Raw genomic sequence first — 17,628 nt, 5'->3', positions numbered from 1 at the left:
CCCCGGGCTTCCCCCTTGAGCGAAGCTACTTGCGGGCGCCGGCCGGCTGCGGGGCCTTCGGCTGACCGGCGTCCGGCTGGTCGACGTAAAGGCGGTCGATGAGGGCGAGACCGCGGCGGGCCCAGGTAATTTCCTGTTCCGCGCGGTCAACCAGCCCTTCATAGGTGAAGCGCTTGAAGGCCTTCACCCGCGTCCTTTCGCTGTCCGGGGTGCCGGCCAGCCGGCGATTGAGCATCTCGCTGCTGTCGCCGTCGATCTCGCGGATCCGCTGCTCCCATTGCTGCCGGAGCGCGGTGTGGTGCTCAATGTGCGCGCGCATCTGCTCCCGCGCGGCGTCCGGTTCGGCCCACTCCAGGTAGGCCGCCTTCAGGTGGGCGGGATCCCGCACCCGGGTGTAGTCCAGGGTGGTGTTCATCCAGTCCCGGAAAGCCTGCAGGCCGGCGGAAGTGATGTGGTAGCGGCGCTTCTTGCCGCGCTGGCCCCAGACGACCTCCTCCCCGTCGAGCAGGCCTTCCTGCTCCATCCGCCGCAGCTCCGGATAGATCTGGGAGTCGGGCGCGTGCCACACATTCCCGACGGACGCCTCGAATTCCTTGTAGAGGTCGTAACCGGTCATTGGTTCGACGCTGAGCAGCGCCAATAAGGCATAACGGAGACTCACTGATTCAACTTCCTTTTCAGTGTTGTGTTGCCAATCACTATATCCATCGATAGTCGGATGGCCACGCAAAAATCCATGTGGATCCTGAGACAGCGGGTTCGAAACGGGCCGTTTTCGGGATGTGCCCCTCCCGGCCCTGCGGCCGGCCGGCTAAGTGCGCGCCTGCCCCGTCGGTTCGAGGGTCCGGTCCAGCGGGTGCTCAAGCTCGTCCTTCAGCATTCCGCCGAAAACGAGCGCCAGCACCGCCAGGAGCGGCAGGGCGAGGCCGATCAGCAGGAAGATCAGCCAGATGGGCACCACTTCGCCCAGCGGGCCGGCCAGCGCCATGGAGACCGGCATCAGGGCCAGCGAAACGAAGAAGTCCAGGCTGGAGATCCGGCCGAGCAGGTGCGGCGGCACCCGGCGCTGCAGCAGCGTGCCCCAGATGACCTGGCCCGCGCTGCCGGTCGCACCAACCACGAACAGCGCGGCGGCCATCGCCCAAAAGCTGCCGGTGAAGCCGATGACGGCGATCGGCAGGGCGCCGGCACCCCAGAACAGCAGCATCACCGTCAGGTAGCGCCGTGGCAGCCGCAGCGATGCGGTGACCATCGCCCCCGTGGCGCCGCCGATGCCGAAGATGCCCAGCAGGAAGCCGAACGTGCGTGAGTCCCCGCCCAGCTGGTCCGCAACCGCAAACGGCAGCAGTACCTCGATGGGGCCGATGAAGATGAGTACGCTCACGACGGCCCACAGCAGCGTCCAGAGCAACCAGGGAGTCTTCAGCGTGTAGGCCACGCCCTCGCGCAAATCCGCCAGCACGGAGCCCCGCTTGGCCGTGGGCTCGTCTGCAGCGGCGACCGACGCCGTCGTCCCTGCATCCGGAACCAGTTCCTGGCCGAGGAAGTTCAGGATGATCAGCGCGGCCAGATGGCACAGCGTGATCCACCCGATGGCCGCACCGGGGGAGAGGGAGGCGACGATCATGCCGGCTGCCGCCGGGCCGGCGGCCTGCTGCAGCAGCGGCCGCATGGTGCCCTCCATGCCGTTGGCCGCCAGCAGGTCCTCGGCTGGCAGGATCCTCGGCAGGATGGCCGAGTAGGCAGGGAAGAAGAACGCGGCTCCCACACCCAGCAGGAAAGCGGCAGCGGCCAGGTGCCACAGCTGCAGCAGCCCGGTCGTGGCCAGCAGGGCCACAGAGCCGATGGCTACCAGATTGGCCGCCTCCACGCTGATGATCAGGCGGCGCCGCGGAAGCCGGTCGGCCGCGATGCCGCCGAGCAGTACGAACGCCAACAAACCGATGCTGGCGCAGGTTGCGACGAGCGAGAGTTGGATGGGCCCGCCGCCCAGGGCGATGACCTGATAGACCATGGCCACGGCCCACATGCCGGCGCCAAAGACCGAGATGGCCAGGGCCGAGATGAGGATCCGATAGTTGCGATGGGCGAACGGCCGCAGCGCGCGGGGCGTGGACATGTGGTTCCTGGGATTAGAAGGGAAGGCTCCCATAGTATCCATCCAGTGATTGAGAAAAGCAAATCACTCCCCAACCCCTATATCCGTAGTGGTTTTACGGCTAGACTCGCTGCAGGTCGGTCAAGGGTGACCGGCACCACACGTGGAAGGACTTCCGACTATGGCCGACCCCAAACACGCACCGTCGCAGGCAGCCCGGACCTTGCTTGACGACTTCTCGCTCGAGATGACAGGCAAGGATGTCCCCGCGCTGGAAGACGCCGCCGGCACCATCCCGGCGGGGACGCGGATCAACGTCACCTTCCTGGGGAATGAGGACCTGCCGACGCGGGTGGCGGCGGCCGCCGCCGTCAAGCGGCACGGCTTCGTCCCGGTGCCGCATGTCTCCGCCCGCCGGCTGGCGTCACGGGCCGAGCTGGAAGACTTCCTGCGGGCGTTGTCCGCCGACGCGGCACCCGAGGACGTCTTCGTGGTCGGCGGCGACCCGGTCGAGCCGATGGGGCCCTATCCGGACTCGCTGGAGGTCATCCGCAGCGGGCTCCTGCCCCGGTACGGAATCCGCCGGGTCGGCATCAGCGGCTACCCGGAGGGGCATCCGGACATTTCCGGCGAGGTGTTGTGGAAGGCGCTGGAAGACAAGCACGCCGAACTGCAGCGGCAAAACCTTGAAGCGGCCATCATCACCCAATTCGGCTTCGACGCCGATCCGGTCTTCGAGTGGCTGGCCGAGGCCCGCCGCCGTGGGATCCACGCGCCGGTGCGCATCGGCATCCCCGGGCCGGCCGGGGTCAAGAGGCTGCTGAACTATGCCAAGCGGTTCGGGGTGGCGTCATCGGCCGGGATCGTGCACAAGTACGGGTTCTCCCTGACCAACCTGCTGGGGACCGCCGGGCCGGACAAGTTCCTGGAGGAATTCGCCAACCGTTATGACCCCGCTGTGCACGGCACCGTGAAGCTCCACTTCTACACCTTTGGCGGGATGAAGGCCACGGCCGACTGGGTCAAGGGCTTCCGGGCCGGACGGTAGCGGCGCGCGAACGGAAGCTCATAGGGGACGGTGACTCCGCGCCGCGGCGATGGTAGCGGGCTTCTTGGGGCTGCGCTGTCCACGTTCAGACGGAATTGTCCATCTCTTGGTGCGCCATGGCGCCCTGACAAGGGACGATGGTTGAGCAGGTTTTAATACTTGGACAGCGCCGCTCCCTAGCGGCGCTTGCCGGAGTCAGGGCTGGATTGGGCCACTCCATGGCCCCGCCCAGGTCGGCTGATCGAGCTCCAGAGGGCGTGGTGCGCAGTTCCCGGCCCTGTTGCGTGCCGCCGCTCTGTGATTAGGTGAAGGCAGGGCGCACCAGCGCTTGAGGGAAGGAGATTCATGAGCGAGGAAATCAACAACCCGGACCGCTACGACCGTACGGATCGCCGGGAGAGCCAGGGCAGCGAAACCTCCCGGGACGAGGAGTTGCTCCCGCCGGGCGAGTTGCCCGCGGACGCCAAGAAGGGCCTGGCGAACGTCTACGGCGATGCCGACCGGACGGCTATTGACGATCCAGTCAGTGCGCCCGGCCCCGAAGACGCCGCAGCCATCGAGCACATGGAACAGCACTACCGCGTCGGGGAGACCGAATCGGGCGAGCGGTACATCGAAGAGACCGGCGGCCAGGACAACGGCACCTGAGGCAGGTCCCGCCTGAGCAGCACCAGAAAACGGCGGCTGACGTCGGTCCCTGCCTGAGGCAGATGGGCGCCTGAAGCGGGTCGGCCTCCGGGCGGGTTCGCAGGCCGGCGTCCAGTCGGTGTCGGCTCAGCAACGCAAGCGGCGGGGAAGGTGCCCCAGGCACCTTCCCCGCCGTCCGTCGTCGTGCTGCCTAACGCAGGGTTGCTCAGGCCTTCTGGCCGGAGCGCCAGCCGCCGGGGTAGTCCTGGCGCACTGCCTGGGAGTACGGCACGGGACTGACAATGGCCCGCACGTTCAGCTGCTGGTGCGGCTCCACGGTGGTCTTGCGGGTCCCGCCGTCCGGCTCGCCCCAGACCACCGTGACCTCCGTGCCTTCCGGTACATCGGCGTCCACCGTCGCCAGGGACAGCGCCCTGTTCTCGTTGGCGGAGTAGCCGGTGAACATGGACAAGCCGATCGTCTCACCGGCGGCGTCGAGCACCGCGTCGTAGTTGGACGAACCGTAGTTGGCCAGCGGCAAATCGAAATACTTGTACGGCGTGCCCTCGGTATCGAAGAGCGAGGCGAAGATCTTCGCCATGTCCTCGGCGCGCCACTCGAGGGTGACCTTCTTCCGCTGGGCGGCCGGGTCGATCTTCTCCAAGGCCTCGCGGCCGATGAAGTCGTGGTCGAACTTCACCATGTGGCCGTACCCAAGTTCCCAGGGGTTGAGGTAGTAGTCCTCGATCTTGTCGGAGACGAAGCTGCCGGCGACCGCGTTGACCGCCTCGTAACTGTCGGCGCCGAGCCATTCGCGGTAGGGGCGCAGCTCCTCGCCGGTGTAGATGGCCGGCAGCGGGGAGGGGATCCAGCCCGATTCCAGGGTGTTGGACGGGTAGGCGCGCGAACCGACGGCCAGCAGGCCGTACTCCTGGCCGGCTTCCAGGATGGTGTCCCGCACCTGGTCATACGTCTCGTACGGCCCCCAGATCTCCAGCCCCGGTGCGCCGGCCATGCCGTGGCGCAGGGTCTGGACCTGCTGGCCGGCGACCTGCATCTGGTCCATGTTGAAGAACTTCAGCTGTTCAACCTGACCGCCGTTGACCTTTTCGATGATCTTCCAGGCGTTCGGGCCCTGGATCTGGAAGCGCCAGTACTTGCGCTTCACCGGCTGCCCCATGGGCCGCGACGGGGAGCGCCGGTCCACCTCGATGTCCACATCGTAGCCACCGGTTTCACCGTGGTAGATCAGCCAGTTGGCGGCGGGGGAGCGGCCCACGTAGACGTACTGGTCCTCGGTTTCGTGGAACAGGATGCCGTCGCCGATGACGTGCCCGGCCGGGGTGGTGGGAACGTACTGCTTGGCCTTGTTCACGGGGAAGCTGGCGACCGAGTTGATGGCGGTATCCGAGATCAGCTTCAGGGCGTCCTTGCCCCTAATGAACAGATTGTCCATGTGGTGCGACTGGTCGAACAGCACCGCGGATTCGCGCCAGGCGCGCTGCTCGCTGCGCCAGTTGGTGAATTCCGGGGCCACGACGGGGTAGATGTAGGCGCCGATCTGCGAGTTGCGAAGCATCTCGACGGTGTTGCCGGATTGGTCCAAAACTTCCTGAAGATTCTTGGCGCTCATGGGTTCTTGTCCTCCTCGATGGCGGGCCGGAGTGTGACGCAGTGCACATTTCCAAGATACTCAGACTCTATACCTATGGAGATAGTTATGTCGATGGTTTGAGGCGGGCGATTTTGGCCGAGGTTCGTCGTCCGGTACCGGCCGAGGATTGGCACTGGCGGGGGACTGTGCACGGCGGGGCCGCTCTGGTCCGCCAGGCAAAAGGTGCCCTTCCCGACGTCGGGAAGGCACCTGTGCGGTCCCGTCGGGCACCAAGGCTCGCGGTGGGTTACAGCCGCTACAGCCAAGGTGTAGCCTCTATCTGGCCTCAATCCACCTTTTCGCCGAAAGTTGCGTCACGTCCCGATGCTGCTCCGCCTCATCCGCCATTACGGCCGCCCCTACCTTCCCTACGTGTTCGCCGTGGTGGTGCTGCAGCTGATCGCGACCATCGCCGCGCTGTACCTGCCCAGCTTGAACGCCCAGATCATTGACGAGGGCGTGGCCCGCGGCGACACCGACTACATCTGGGGCACCGGCGGCCTCATGCTGGTCGTCAGCTTTATCCAGGTGGCCGCCGCGATCGCCGGCGTCTATTTCGGCTCCAAGGCAGCAATGGCCCTGGGCCGTGACCTCCGCCGCGGCATTTTCCATAAGGTGACCGGGTTCTCCGCCCGCGAGGTAGGACGATTCGGCGCGCCGAGCCTGATCACCCGCGGCACCAACGACGTGCAGCAGGTGCAGATGCTTGTGCTGATGGGCCTGAACTTCATGGTGATGGCACCCATCATGTGCGTCGGCGGCATCATCATGGCGCTGCGCGAGGACCTCCAGCTGTCCTGGTTGGTGTGGGCGTCGGTGCCGCTGCTGTTCGTCGTCGTCGGCGTGCTGGTATGGAAGCTGATGCCGCTCTTCCGCATGATGCAAACGAAGATCGACAACATCAACGGCGTGCTCCGCGAGCAGATTACCGGCATCCGCGTGGTCCGGGCGTTTGTCCGCGAGCCCTACGAGGCCAAGCGCTTCGAGAAGGCCAACCGCGAACTGACCGATGTCTCGCTCTCGGTCGGCAACCTGTTCGTGCTGATGTTCCCCTCGATCGGCATGATCCTGCACCTGGCCACGGCGGCGGTCCTGTGGTTCGGCGGCCTGCGCGTGGACGCGGGCGAGATGCAGGTTGGCGCCCTGACCGCTTTCCTGCAGTACCTGCTGCAGATCCTCATGGCGGTGATGATGGGCACCTTCATGGCGATGATGATCCCGCGGGCCTCGGTCTGTGCCGAACGCATTGGCGAAGTGCTCGACGTCGAGCCCTCCGTGCACGAACCCGACGAGCCGCAGAAAGCCCGGGAACCCGCCGGCGTCGTCGAGTTCCGCGACGTCACCTACGCCTATCCGGGCGCCGAAGAGCCGGTGTTGCGCAACGTCAGCTTCACCGCCCGGCCGGGGCAGACCACGGCGATCATCGGCAGCACCGGCGCGGGCAAGACCACGCTGATCAGCATGCTGCCCCGGCTGTTCGACGCCGACAGCGGTGAGGTGCTCATCGACGGCGTTCCGGTCACCTCGATGGAGCGCACCGACATCACGGACCGCGTGGCACTGGTGCCGCAGCGGCCGTACCTGTTCTCCGGCACGGTGGCGCACAACCTGCGCTTCGGCGACCCGCACGCCACGGATGAAGAACTCTGGGAGGCGCTGCGGGTTGCCCAGGGGGAGGACTTCGTCCGCGCCAAGGACAAGGGCTTGGAGTCTGCGCTCTCGCAGGGCGGCACCAACGTTTCGGGCGGCCAGCGCCAGCGGCTGTGCATTGCCCGCGCGCTCGTGGCCAAGCCCAAGGTCTACCTGTTCGACGACTCGTTCTCCGCGCTGGATGTGGCAACCGACGCCAGGCTGCGGGCTGCGCTGAAGGGTACCACCAGGGACGCGACGGTCATCATCGTCGCCCAGCGCGTGGCTACCATCATCGACGCGGACCAGATCCTGGTGATGGAGCACGGACAAATCGTGGCCCGCGGCACGCACGAGCAGCTGTTGGAAAGCTCGGAAACATACCAGGAAATTGTTCATTCCCAGACTGCGGTGGAGGAAGCGGCATGACGCCGGACAAGGAAACCCCGGCCGAGGTCGCCACCGGACCGGACCCCGTGACGGCGCCAACGCCGGGAGCCGCCGCTGAAGCCGAGGCAGAAGTCCTGGAAGAACAGTTCCAGCCGGGCGAGGCCGACCAGGATTTTATGACCGGGACGCCGGCCCGCAAGGCCCAGCACTTCTGGCCGTCCGCCAAGCGCCTGTTCGGGCTGCTGAAGCCGGAGAAGGCCGGGATCATCCTGGTGCTGGCGATGGTGCTGGTGGCCGTTGTGCTCAACGTGATTGCGCCCAAGGTGCTGGGCAACGCAATGGACGTCATTTTCAGCGGCGCGATCGGCGCGAACCTGCCCGCCGGCGCCAGCCAGGAAGAAGTCATCACCGGGCTCCGCGCGCAGGGCCAGGACCAGTTTGCCGACATGCTCAGCGGCATGGAACTGATCCCCGGCGTGGGCATCGACTTCCAGCTGCTGGGCAACCTGATCCTGCTGGTGCTGGGGATGTACGTCGTCGCGTCGCTGTTCATGTGGCTGCAGGGTTGGCTGCTGAACCAAATCGTCATGCGGGTGGTCTTCGGGCTGCGCCGCGACGTGGAAGCCAAGCTGAACCGGCTGCCGCTGAACTACTTCGACACCCGCCAGCGCGGCGACATGCTCTCCCGGGTGACCAACGACGTCGACAACATTCAGCAGGCGCTGCAGCAGGCTTTCGCGCAGCTGATCATGTCCGCGCTGAGCCTGCTCGGCATCACCATCATGATGTTCATTGTCTCCTGGCAGCTGGCCCTGATCGCCCTGATTGCCTTGCCGCTTTCCGCAGCGGCCGCCGGCATCATCGGCACCCGCAGCCAGAAGCTGTTCACCGCGCAGTGGAAGAACACCGGAGCGCTCAACGGACACATCGAGGAATCGTTCAGCGGCCATGATCTGGTCCGCGCCTTCGGCCGCGAGCAGCAGTCGGTGGAACAGTTCGACGAGAAGAACGAGGAACTCTACAAGGCCTCGTTCGGCGCGCAGTTCGTCTCCGGCATGATCATGCCGGTCATGCAGTTCATCTCCTACCTGAGCTACGTGGGCATCGCCGTGGTGGGCGGCTTGCGCGTGGCGTCCGGTTCCATGACCCTGGGCGATGCCACGGCGTTCATCCAGTACTCGCGTGAATTCAACCAGCCGCTGGGCCAGATGGCGGGCATGGCCAACATGCTGCAGTCCGGCGTCGCCTCGGCCGAGCGCGTCTTCGAGCTGCTCGACGCCGATGAGCAGGCCCCGGACACCGCCACCGCATCGCTGCCCGCCCAAACCGAAGGGCAGGTCCAGTTCCACAACGCCAGCTTCAGCTACAGCCCCGACAAGCCGCTGATCGAGGACCTCTCCTTCGCCGCGCGGCCGGGCGAAACGGTGGCGATCGTGGGGCCGACGGGCGCGGGCAAGACCACGTTGGTGAACCTGGTGATGCGATTCTACGAACTGGATGCTGGCCGCATCACCCTCGACGGGGTGGACATCACCGCCCTCAGCCGCGCCGAACTGCGCTCCAAGGTGGGCATGGTGCTGCAGGACGCCTGGCTGTTCGGCGGCTCCATCTACGAGAACATCCGCTACGGCAACCTGGACGCCACCGAGGAAGAAGTGATGGCGGCGGCCAAGGCCACCTACGTGGACCGCTTCGTGCGGGCGCTCCCGGACGGCTATGACACGGTGATCGACGAAGAGGGCAACAACGTCTCCGCCGGTGAAAAGCAGCTGATCACCATCGCGCGCGCGTTCCTGGCGAACCCGTCGCTGCTGATCCTGGATGAAGCCACCAGCTCGGTGGACACCCGCACGGAACTGCTCGTCCAGCACGCCATGGCCGCGCTGCGCACGGACCGCACCAGCTTCGTCATCGCGCACCGGCTCTCCACCATCCGGGACGCTGACGTGATCCTGGTGATGGAGGACGGCAAGATCGTGGAGCAGGGCAACCACACGGCGCTGCTGGCGGCCGAAGGCCCGTACTACCGGCTGTACATGTCGCAGTTCGCGGCGGCCGCGGATCCGGTGTCCTGATCGCCTGAACCGGAGGACGACGACGGCGGTGCCCGCTTCGGGCGGATCGGCACCGACAGCAGGCCCCGCCCTCGGGCTCTTAGCGCGTGGCGCTTTCGGTGATCCGCTCCGCGGCACGGCGCAGCAGCGGGAGGTGGGCCGCGGTGGCGGCGTCCAGTGTGTCCGGCGTTGCCAGCATGTTGACCCCGACGGCGGCGGCCACCGCTCCGGCGGCGTCGCGGATGGGCACGGACACGGTGCGGTGGCCCGGCTGCAGCTCGCTGTCGTTGACCGCGTAGCCCTGCCGCCGGACCCGCTCGATCTCCTGCCGGAAACGCCAGGTGCTGTCGATGGTCTGCTCGGTCAGCCTGCTGAGGCTGCCGTCGACGGCGGACTGGAAGTCGTCCCCGCAGAGTCCGGCCACCAGCACCTTGCCCATCGACGAGGCGTGCGCGGGAATTTGGATGCCGACCGTCAGCCCGGCGCGGATCATCCCGGGAACGCGGGTGGCCGCGATGCAGATGACGTCACCGCCGGCCAGCACGCCCGCAGTGCACGGCTCGTTAAATTCCTCCGTCAGCCACTGGACGGCCCTCCGGGAGGCGCGGACCAGCGGAGAACCGGAGAGGTAGCCATGGCCCAGCTCCAGCGCTTGATGGGTCAACGAGTACCGGTCGTCGCGGCAGCGCACATAACCAAGGTAGACCAGTGTCCGCAGCACCCGCGCGGTAGCGGCACGGTTGAGGCCGGCACGGGCGGCAATCTCGGCGGCCCGCATCTGCGGATGCCCGTCATCGAAGACACTCAAGACGGACAGGCCGCGCGCCAACGCACGCACGGACGGCCCGGTCGTGGCCGCGGTTACGGGCTGGGCGGAGGTGATGCTCATCACCGTCGAGGATACCCCCGGGCCCGTGCCTCGCGACGGCGGTTACACCCCGCGTAGCGCTACTCCGTGCCGGACTGGTCCTCGAGGACGCCGCGAACGGAGGATTCCGGGACCCACATCACGTCCCCGTGCTCGGCGTTGGCCACCCGGGCCATCACGAAGAGCAGTCCGGAGAGCCGGTTGAGGTAACGGCCGGCCTCGGGATTAACCACGTCGCCGTACTCGTCCAGTGCTGCCCAGACCGCGCGTTCGGCGCGCCGCACCGCCGTGCGGGCCTGGTACAGCAGCGCAGCGGAGAGGGTTCCGCCCGGCAGCAGCATGCCGCTGAGGTCTTGGGCTTCCTGCTTGAAGTGCTCGATGGCGCGTTCCAGCCGCTCCACATGCTCGGGGATGATGCGGGCGTCCGCAGGATGATTGCCACGATACGGCACCAGCAGGTCGGCCATCAGGTCGAACATATCGTTCTGGACGCTGACCAGCATGGCGCTGACCTCCGGGGACAACCCGCCGCTCGCCATGGCCACGGCCACCGCGGCGTTGGCGGCATCCACTTCGGCATGCCCGACAACCCTCGGGTCGTTCTTGGACACCTCGCCGTGGCTGCCGAAGTCGGTGTACCCGGTGTCTCCATAGTGGTCCATTCGGGTTTGGTCATCCCTTTGAAAGTCGCGATCTCCACTCATGCCTGCCATCATACTGACGGGACGTTTGACATCGAAGAGCCGCAGGAAGCCCGGGGCGCAGCATGCGCACAGCCGGTGACAACAGTGAGGATCATGATGAGCAGCGAATTTACCGGCCCCTTGCCGACGGTCGCCAAGGATACGGGCGACGACGGGCAGCGGGGCTGGAATACCGTCGATAAGACGGTTTTCTTCGTTTCGGGCGGCATTATTGTTGCCATCTGCCTGCTGGGCGTTTTTTTTACCGAGCAGGTGACTGAAGTAACCGGATCCATTCTCGGTTGGGTGACCAACTCGTTCGGCTGGTTGTTCATACTCGGCGCCACCGGCTTCGTGGTCTTTTCCCTGGTGCTGGCTTTCGGCCGGTATGGCAACATTCCGCTCGCGCAGGAGGGCGAGACGACCGAATTCTCCACGTTGTCGTGGATCGCCATGATGTTCAGCGCAGGCATGGGCATCGGCCTGATGTTCTTCGGCGTCTATGAACCGGTCACCCATCTGGCCTCGCCGCCACCCTTCGTGGATGCCGCACCGGGATCCCCGGAGGCCGCGAACAGCGCGATGGCCTACACGCTCTTCCACTGGGGCCTGCACCCGTGGGCCATCTACTCGGTGGTTGGCCTGGCACTGGCCTATTCGACGTACCGGATGGGCCGCGGCAACCTGATGAGTTCGCCCTTCCAGGCGATCTTCGGCAAGGAACGGATCGAGAAAAAGGGCTGGGGCAAGCCGATCGACATCCTGGCGATCATCTGTACCAAATTCGGCTCAGCCACCTCGCTGGGCCTGGGGGCGCTGCAGATTGCCGCCGGGCTGGCCCTGCTGCGGACCGGCCAGTTCGAGGAGAACCCCGGAGTCGCGGCTCCGATCCTGATCATCTGCGTGCTGACCGTGGGCGTGGTGATTTCGGCGGCCAGCGGCGTTGCCCGCGGCATCAAGTGGCTGAGCAACACGAACATGGTGCTGGCCGCGGTGCTGCTGCTGTTCGTCTTCGTGCTGGGCCCCACCGTCTTCATCCTTGACCTGGTCCCAGCCGCGATCGGCGATTACCTGGCCAACCTCGTCCCCATGAGCTTCCACTCGGCCGTCTTCGGCGGCACCGAGTGGCTGGCCAACTGGACCATCTTCTACTGGGCCTGGTGGATCTCCTGGACCCCCTTCGTGGGCACGTTCATCGCCAAGATTTCCCGCGGGCGGACGATCAAGGAGTTCGTCCTGGGCGTGCTGCTGGTGCCCACCGCGGTGAGCGTGGTCTGGTTCTCCGTGTTCGGCGGTGCGGGTATCCACCTGCAGCTGGGCGGTGAAGACATTGCCGGGGCCGGAAACGAGGCGGCCGGCTTCTTCGCAACCCTGCAGAACTATCCGTTCTTTATCGGCGCAGCCATCGTGGTGATGGTGCTGACTGCCGTGTTTTTCGTCAGCGGCGCCGACGCCGGCGCCGTCGTGCTGGGAACGCTTTCCTCCCGTGGCCGCAAGGAGCCGTGGAAACCGCTGGTCATCCTCTGGGGCGTTCTCACCGGTACCGTCGCGGCCGTGCTGTTGTTCGTCGGCGGGCTTGACGCGCTGCAGACGTTCACCATCCTGGCGTCAACGCCCTTCGTGCTGATCATGGTCGGGCTTTGCCTCTCGCTGTACGTGGACTTGCGCCGGGATCCGCTGCGGCAGCGGCGCATGGGCCCGGTGCGCGGAGCCGTCAGCGTTCCCAGCAACGTGCCGTTTGCCGTGCCGGTGACGTCCGAGACGCCGGTCGTCCAGGCTGGACAGCCGGAGCGCATCAATGGTTCCGGCGGCCCCGACCATCCCGCGGGGGGACTGCCGGAGGACCTCGGCGACGGCAAAAAACACGGACACCACGCGTAGCCGAACAAGCCAAGGGGCGGGACCGGCGTAGCGACGCCGGTCCCGCCCCCTGCTTTGTTCCGTGCGGCCCGTGAGAACTAGACCATGATGCCGGCGAAGAACTCCGACAGTTCGCCGTAAGCGTCCAGTGGCAGCACATGGGCCACATACTGGTCCGGGCGGACCACCACCATGGCGCCCTGCTGCCGGTCGATCCCGCGCAGGTCGAAGATGTCTTCCCCGGACGCCAGGTCGGGCGAGAAGACCTTTTCGTAGTCCTTCAGGCCGAACGGCCCTTTCCGCGGAAACAGGAAGGCCGGCACGGCGTTGGCGTCCAGATCCCGGTGGCCCTGCTGGACGACGGCGCGGACGTCGAAGACGGCGTCGGCGTCAGCTCCGGCCGGTGTGTAGCGGCGGACCGGCGAATCTTCCGAACCGGCCAGGAAGCGGCACAGGCCGGCAAGGCGGGACTCCGCGGCCTCCGGATGCGCGGAATCGGCGAAGACGTAAATCCGCCAGCGTCCGTCCGCCCGCGCCGCATGGCCCAGGCCGACCGGCTTCGCATCGGCCAGGCGGACGACCGGGGCGGAATGGAACCTCTCGCCGATGGGGAAGCCCTTGGCCAGATGCTCGTAGGCATCAGGCCCGGTAATCAACGAGGGCGCATAGTCGGTGGCGAAGCCGGCGGTAAAGCGCCCGGCCGCAACGAACTGCCGTTCCACTTCCTCCGGGTCCAGGCCTTCGCCGCCGGGCTGGTTCGGGTCTTTCGGGCGGGCGCTCACGGTCTTGGACCAGCGGGTGTCGAAGACGATCAACTCCTGGGCCACGGCCCGGCGCTCGCCGGAGTACGTATCCAGCAGGGCCTCGGGGCTGCGGCCCTCCAGGACCGCCGCGAGCTTCCAGCCGAGATTGAAGCCGTCCTGCATGGAGACGTTCATCCCCTGGCCGGCCTTCGCGCTGTGCGTATGGCAGGCGTCGCCCGCGATGAATACGCGGGGCGTGCGCTGACCACGATCCTCGGGCAGCACGTCGTCGAAACGGTCGGCGATGCGCTGGCCCACTTCGTAGACCGACCACCAGGCAATGTCCTTCACATCCAGCGTGTACGGGTGCAGGATCCGCTGGGCCGTTTCGATGATCATCTCGGACGTGAACCGCTTCCGGGCCTCGCGGTCGGCCGGGTCCAGGTCGCCCAGGTCGACATAGAGCCGGATCAGGTAGCCGCCTTCCCGCGGGATCAGCAGGATGTTGCCGTCGTGGGCGGACTGGATGGCCGCCTTGAAGCGGACATCCGGGAAATCCGTGACCGCCAAAACGTCCATGACACCCCAGGCGTGGTTGCGCGCGTCGCCGCGCAGTTCGGCGCCGATCGACCTGCGCACTGCGCTGCGGGCGCCGTCACATCCCACCACGTATTTCGCGCGGACGGTCACTTCTTCGGCACCGGCTTCGGCACCGGCTTCGGCGCCGGTGCGGCGCATCGTCACCCGGACGGGATAATCGCCGGAGGACTCAACCTCGACGTGAGCGACCTCCAGGCCGTAGTCCGGCTCGAGCCGGCTGGGGGACTTGCGCATGTGCTCGAGCAGGTAGTCCTGCATCCGGGCCTGGTTGACGATCACGTGCGGATATTCGGACAGCCCATCGGCAACGTCCTGGACCCGCCCGCTGCGCACGATGCGGGAACGGTCCTGCTCGTCCGGACGCCAGAACACGGTTTCGTTGACCCAGTACCCCTCGCGGACTAAACGCTCGGCGAGGCCAAACGCGTTGAACATTTCGACGGTGCGGCAGGCCACGCCGTCGGCCTGCCCCAGGGCCAGCGGGCCCTCCCGGCGCTCCACCACGCGGGTGGTGATTCCCGGGAACTCGGCCAACTGTGCTGCCAGTACGACGCCGGCCGGGCCGGTGCCGACGATCAGGACATCGACCTCTTCCGGCAAGTTGCCCTGTTCGTCGGGCCGGCCGGGAGCAGCCGGGCGGGGCTCCGGATCGCCGGGGTGGTAGCCGTCGAGATAAAACTGCATGATGCTCCTGGTCGTCCGCCGGGCGGCAGCCCGCGCTGAAGGAAGTGGTCGCGGTGCATCACATCGTAGTGACCGGCGCCACGCTTCAGCCAAGGCATTCTGCTGCACAGAATGTCAGGAAGCCGGCAGGAGCCCCTCGCTCTCCAGATCCTTCAGCACCGCGTCACAGGTGGCGTGGAGGGCGCCGATGACCGAGGGGCGTTGGATGTCGCCGGCGCGAGACAGGGGTGAACTGACGGACAACGCCAGTGTTGCCGGCCCGCCCGCGCGCGCCAGGGGCGCCCCGACGGCCGCGAGGTCGGCCTCGCTGCGTCCAAGGTTGATCGCGAAACCCCTCGCCCGTGCTTCCGCAAGTTCGTGCTGCAGCGCCCGCAGTTCCGTGGCCCCGAGGCTGCTGCCTTTCTGCTGCGCTTGCCTGCCGCTGTACAACTGCGCGACGGCCGGCTCGGGCAGCGTGGCGAGGGCGGCCTTGCCCGCGGAGGAGATATGGGCGGGCAGGACGGTGCCGGTGCGGTTGCCCACGCGCAGCAACTGTGGCCCCTCGGCGGTGAACAGGTAGCGGGCGGTTACACCCACCCGTTCCACGAGGTTCACCGTTTCGCGGACCGCGAGGGCCAAGGCCTCGAGGTGGGGGCGGGCAACGGTGATGAGGGTACGCCTGGGACCCGCGGAGGCCTCGCCACGCAGGAGGGGGCCGGCGCAATAGCGCCGCTGGTCATCCTGCAGGGCGAAGCCCCGGTAGACCAGCATGGACATGAGCCGGTGGGCCGTGGATGGTGCGACGTTCAGTGCCCTGGCCGCCTCGGCTATCCGCAGCCACTCGCGCTCCTGCAGCAAGATAATCAGCTGCAGGGCCCGGTCCACGGAATCGACGGCGTATCCGGGCCTCTTCACAATGCTCATGTTCTGCACAGCAGAAGCTTAGGCCAGATGTGGGGTGCCGAACCGTGGGCGCCGGGGGCGTCATTGTCCGCAGCGTCGCGACCTGACGGGCCACATTGCGGCGCCGCCATGTTACCTGCGGGTAACATGGCGGCATGCATCTGATCTTCCGGACCCTCCTGCTGCTGTTGACGGCCCGCCGCCGGCCCGCCCTCGGCATCTGGGATTCAGCCACGCTGTCCCTGCGCGTGCTGCCCACCGACATCGACATCGCCATGCACGTCAACAACGGGATGTATTTCTCGCTGATGGACCTGGGCCGCTTTGAGCTGATGGTGCGCGCCGGGGTGTGGAACATCTTCCGCCGCAACGGCTGGTCGCCGGTGGTCGGCGCGGAGACCATTGCCTTCCGTAAATCGCTCACGCTCGGCCAGCGGTACAGCATCGAAACCCGGATCATCGGTTTCGACGACCGCGCCATCTTCTTCGAGCAGCGCATGGTGTCCGCCGGCGAGATATATGCCCGCGCCTACATTGCCACCCGGCTGGTTTCGAAGCAGGGGCCGGTCGCCAATGAAGAAATATTCGCGGCCGTCGGCCAGCGGCCGCCGGCCGACCTGGTCCTGCCCGAATGGCTGCATGAGTGGCGGGAGAACAACGCCCTGCCCAGCACCCGCCGTCCCGCCCCGCACCTCTGGGTCCGCTGACTCTGGTCGGCGACAGCGCGTTCCCCTACGCTATGGGAAAGGAGGTGAGCGGTCATGATCGCAGCACCCGGAGACCGCATCGTCATCAGGGGCAGGACCGTGGAATCGGCGGACCGTCACGGTGAAGTCATCGAGGTCAGGGGCGACGACGGTGCCCCGCCCTACTTCGTGAGGTTCGACGACGGCCATGAAAGTATCGTCTTCCCGGGCACCGACTGCAGCATCGAGCCGGCTGCAGGTTAGCCCGCCAGCCGCCGGGCGCGCAGGACGCTGTCCGTGATCGTGGCGGTCTGCCCGTCCGGGCCCGTGACCTCGCGGGGGACGGAGTCGAGGGTGTCGAGGGCCCAGACCGGGGAACCTAAGCCAAGCCCACCGGCCAACTCCCCGGCGGTGGGCAGCGGTTCCTCGGGCTCCGGATGTCCCGACCAGGGCGGAAACGATTCGTGGCCGATGACCAGCAACGTGCCGCCGGGTGCTACCGCGCGGGCCGCCGTGGTGAGAATGGCGTCCCGGGGCAGCTCGACCGGCGAGTGCAGGAACTGGGCGCAGACCAGATCGTAGCTCTCCTGCGGTTCCCAGCGGGCCAAGTCCTGCCGGAGCCACCGGATGCGGTCCGCAACTCCGGCTTCATCGGCGTGCTTGGCCGCCCGTTGCAGCGCGAGCCCGGACATGTCGAGGCCGGTGACCACCCACCCCTTGCCGGCGAGCCAGATGGCGTCCGCGCCCTCGCCGCAACCCAGTTCCAGGGCGGTGCCGGGCCGCAGGCCGGAGACCTCGCGGACCAGCATGGCGTTGGGCCGGCCGCTCCAGACCTGGTCCCGCTGGCTGTAGAAGGACTCCCAGAACTGGTCGGGCGCTTCCAGGTGGTCGTGATGATGCTCCATGCCTGCAGACTCTACGCCCGTGCGGTTTCGGCGCAGAAGTCCTGACGTGCTTCACCAGGAGCAGGAGCAGGAGCCGACGGCGGTATAACGGCGGCGACGGGCTGGTAGCCAGCCCCCGCAGGCCGGGAGGGAAGAAATAAAGATGGGCACCGCCGTCGTTGTGCAGGATGTGTGCCCGCGGCAACCACCGTGGGCGTCCCGCAACGAAAGGCTCCGC

At 66.9% G+C, this 17,628-nt stretch carries 15 protein-coding genes; 7 read left to right on the top strand and 8 right to left on the bottom strand.

The genetic code is table 11. The features are described from left to right. Positions 1-25 precede the first annotated feature (25 nt). Both AC5RV3_RS05740 and AC5RV3_RS05735 read right to left on the bottom strand, forming a co-directional pair. The gene (locus AC5RV3_RS05740; protein WP_494121294.1) at positions 26-661 is read right to left on the bottom strand and encodes a helix-turn-helix transcriptional regulator; all 636 of its coding nucleotides are present in this window, start codon (positions 659-661) and stop codon (positions 26-28) included. A gap of 150 nt (positions 662-811) precedes the next feature. Then, entirely contained in the window at positions 812-2,119 is a 1,308-nt protein-coding gene (locus AC5RV3_RS05735) for an MFS transporter (protein ID WP_494121293.1), read from the bottom strand. Positions 2,120-2,279: 160 nt separating this feature from the next. Between AC5RV3_RS05735 and AC5RV3_RS05730 the strand changes: the two genes are divergently transcribed. Beyond that, positions 2,280-3,146: a methylenetetrahydrofolate reductase gene (locus tag AC5RV3_RS05730; RefSeq protein WP_494121292.1), complete on the top strand. Its 867-nt coding sequence runs from the start codon at positions 2,280-2,282 to the stop codon at positions 3,144-3,146. A gap of 345 nt (positions 3,147-3,491) precedes the next feature. After that, positions 3,492-3,794: a hypothetical protein gene (locus AC5RV3_RS05725; RefSeq protein ID WP_494121291.1), complete on the top strand. Its 303-nt coding sequence runs from the start codon at positions 3,492-3,494 to the stop codon at positions 3,792-3,794. Positions 3,795-3,999: 205 nt separating this feature from the next. On the opposite strand, the gene ligM is transcribed toward AC5RV3_RS05725, so the two are convergent. Beyond that, entirely contained in the window at positions 4,000-5,406 is a 1,407-nt protein-coding gene (ligM, locus tag AC5RV3_RS05720) for a vanillate/3-O-methylgallate O-demethylase (RefSeq protein WP_494121290.1), read from the bottom strand. 345 nt (positions 5,407-5,751) lie between these two features. Between ligM and AC5RV3_RS05715 the strand changes: the two genes are divergently transcribed. After that, positions 5,752-7,485, top strand: coding sequence for an ABC transporter ATP-binding protein (locus AC5RV3_RS05715; RefSeq protein WP_494121289.1), 1,734 nt, complete (start codon positions 5,752-5,754; stop codon positions 7,483-7,485). 137 nt (positions 7,486-7,622) lie between these two features. Beyond that, a complete protein-coding gene (locus AC5RV3_RS05710; RefSeq protein ID WP_494121508.1) occupies positions 7,623-9,521 on the top strand; it encodes an ABC transporter ATP-binding protein in 1,899 nt (632 codons plus the stop codon). Positions 9,522-9,600: 79 nt separating this feature from the next. Here AC5RV3_RS05710 and AC5RV3_RS05705 read toward each other — a convergent pair whose 3' ends face one another. Then, on the bottom strand, positions 9,601-10,389 hold the full coding sequence (locus AC5RV3_RS05705) for an IclR family transcriptional regulator (RefSeq protein ID WP_494121288.1): 789 nt from the start codon (positions 10,387-10,389) through the stop codon (positions 9,601-9,603). Between the two features lie 59 nt (positions 10,390-10,448). Continuing rightward, a complete protein-coding gene (locus AC5RV3_RS05700; RefSeq protein ID WP_494121287.1) occupies positions 10,449-11,030 on the bottom strand; it encodes a cob(I)yrinic acid a,c-diamide adenosyltransferase in 582 nt (193 codons plus the stop codon). Between the two features lie 138 nt (positions 11,031-11,168). On the opposite strand from AC5RV3_RS05700, the gene AC5RV3_RS05695 reads away from it, so the two are divergent. Next, positions 11,169-12,932 (top strand): BCCT family transporter, encoded by a 1,764-nt coding sequence (locus AC5RV3_RS05695; protein ID WP_494121286.1) that lies wholly within the window; start codon positions 11,169-11,171, stop codon positions 12,930-12,932. Positions 12,933-13,009: 77 nt separating this feature from the next. Here the strand turns inward: AC5RV3_RS05695 and AC5RV3_RS05690 are convergent, their stop codons facing one another. After that, complete coding sequence (locus AC5RV3_RS05690) at positions 13,010-14,938, bottom strand: FAD-binding monooxygenase (RefSeq protein WP_494121285.1); 1,929 nt, start codon at positions 14,936-14,938, stop codon at positions 13,010-13,012. A 114-nt stretch (positions 14,939-15,052) separates the two neighbouring features. Continuing rightward, positions 15,053-15,841, bottom strand: coding sequence for an IclR family transcriptional regulator (locus AC5RV3_RS05685; protein WP_494121507.1), 789 nt, complete (start codon positions 15,839-15,841; stop codon positions 15,053-15,055). 134 nt (positions 15,842-15,975) lie between these two features. On the opposite strand from AC5RV3_RS05685, the gene AC5RV3_RS05680 reads away from it, so the two are divergent. Continuing rightward, a complete protein-coding gene (locus AC5RV3_RS05680; protein WP_494121284.1) occupies positions 15,976-16,527 on the top strand; it encodes an acyl-CoA thioesterase in 552 nt (183 codons plus the stop codon). Positions 16,528-16,581: 54 nt separating this feature from the next. Next, on the top strand, positions 16,582-16,770 hold the full coding sequence (locus tag AC5RV3_RS05675; protein WP_494107353.1) for a DUF1918 domain-containing protein: 189 nt from the start codon (positions 16,582-16,584) through the stop codon (positions 16,768-16,770). On the opposite strand, the gene AC5RV3_RS05670 is transcribed toward AC5RV3_RS05675, so the two are convergent. Then, a complete protein-coding gene (locus tag AC5RV3_RS05670; RefSeq protein ID WP_494121283.1) occupies positions 16,767-17,411 on the bottom strand; it encodes an SAM-dependent methyltransferase in 645 nt (214 codons plus the stop codon). The genes AC5RV3_RS05675 and AC5RV3_RS05670 overlap by 4 nt on opposite strands. Positions 17,412-17,628: the final 217 nt, after the last annotated feature.

Source organism: Arthrobacter sp. Y3221114 (genome assembly GCF_059092625.1).
Note: the sequence above shows the minus strand (reverse complement) of the source record. Positions and strands in the feature narration are given on the sequence as shown.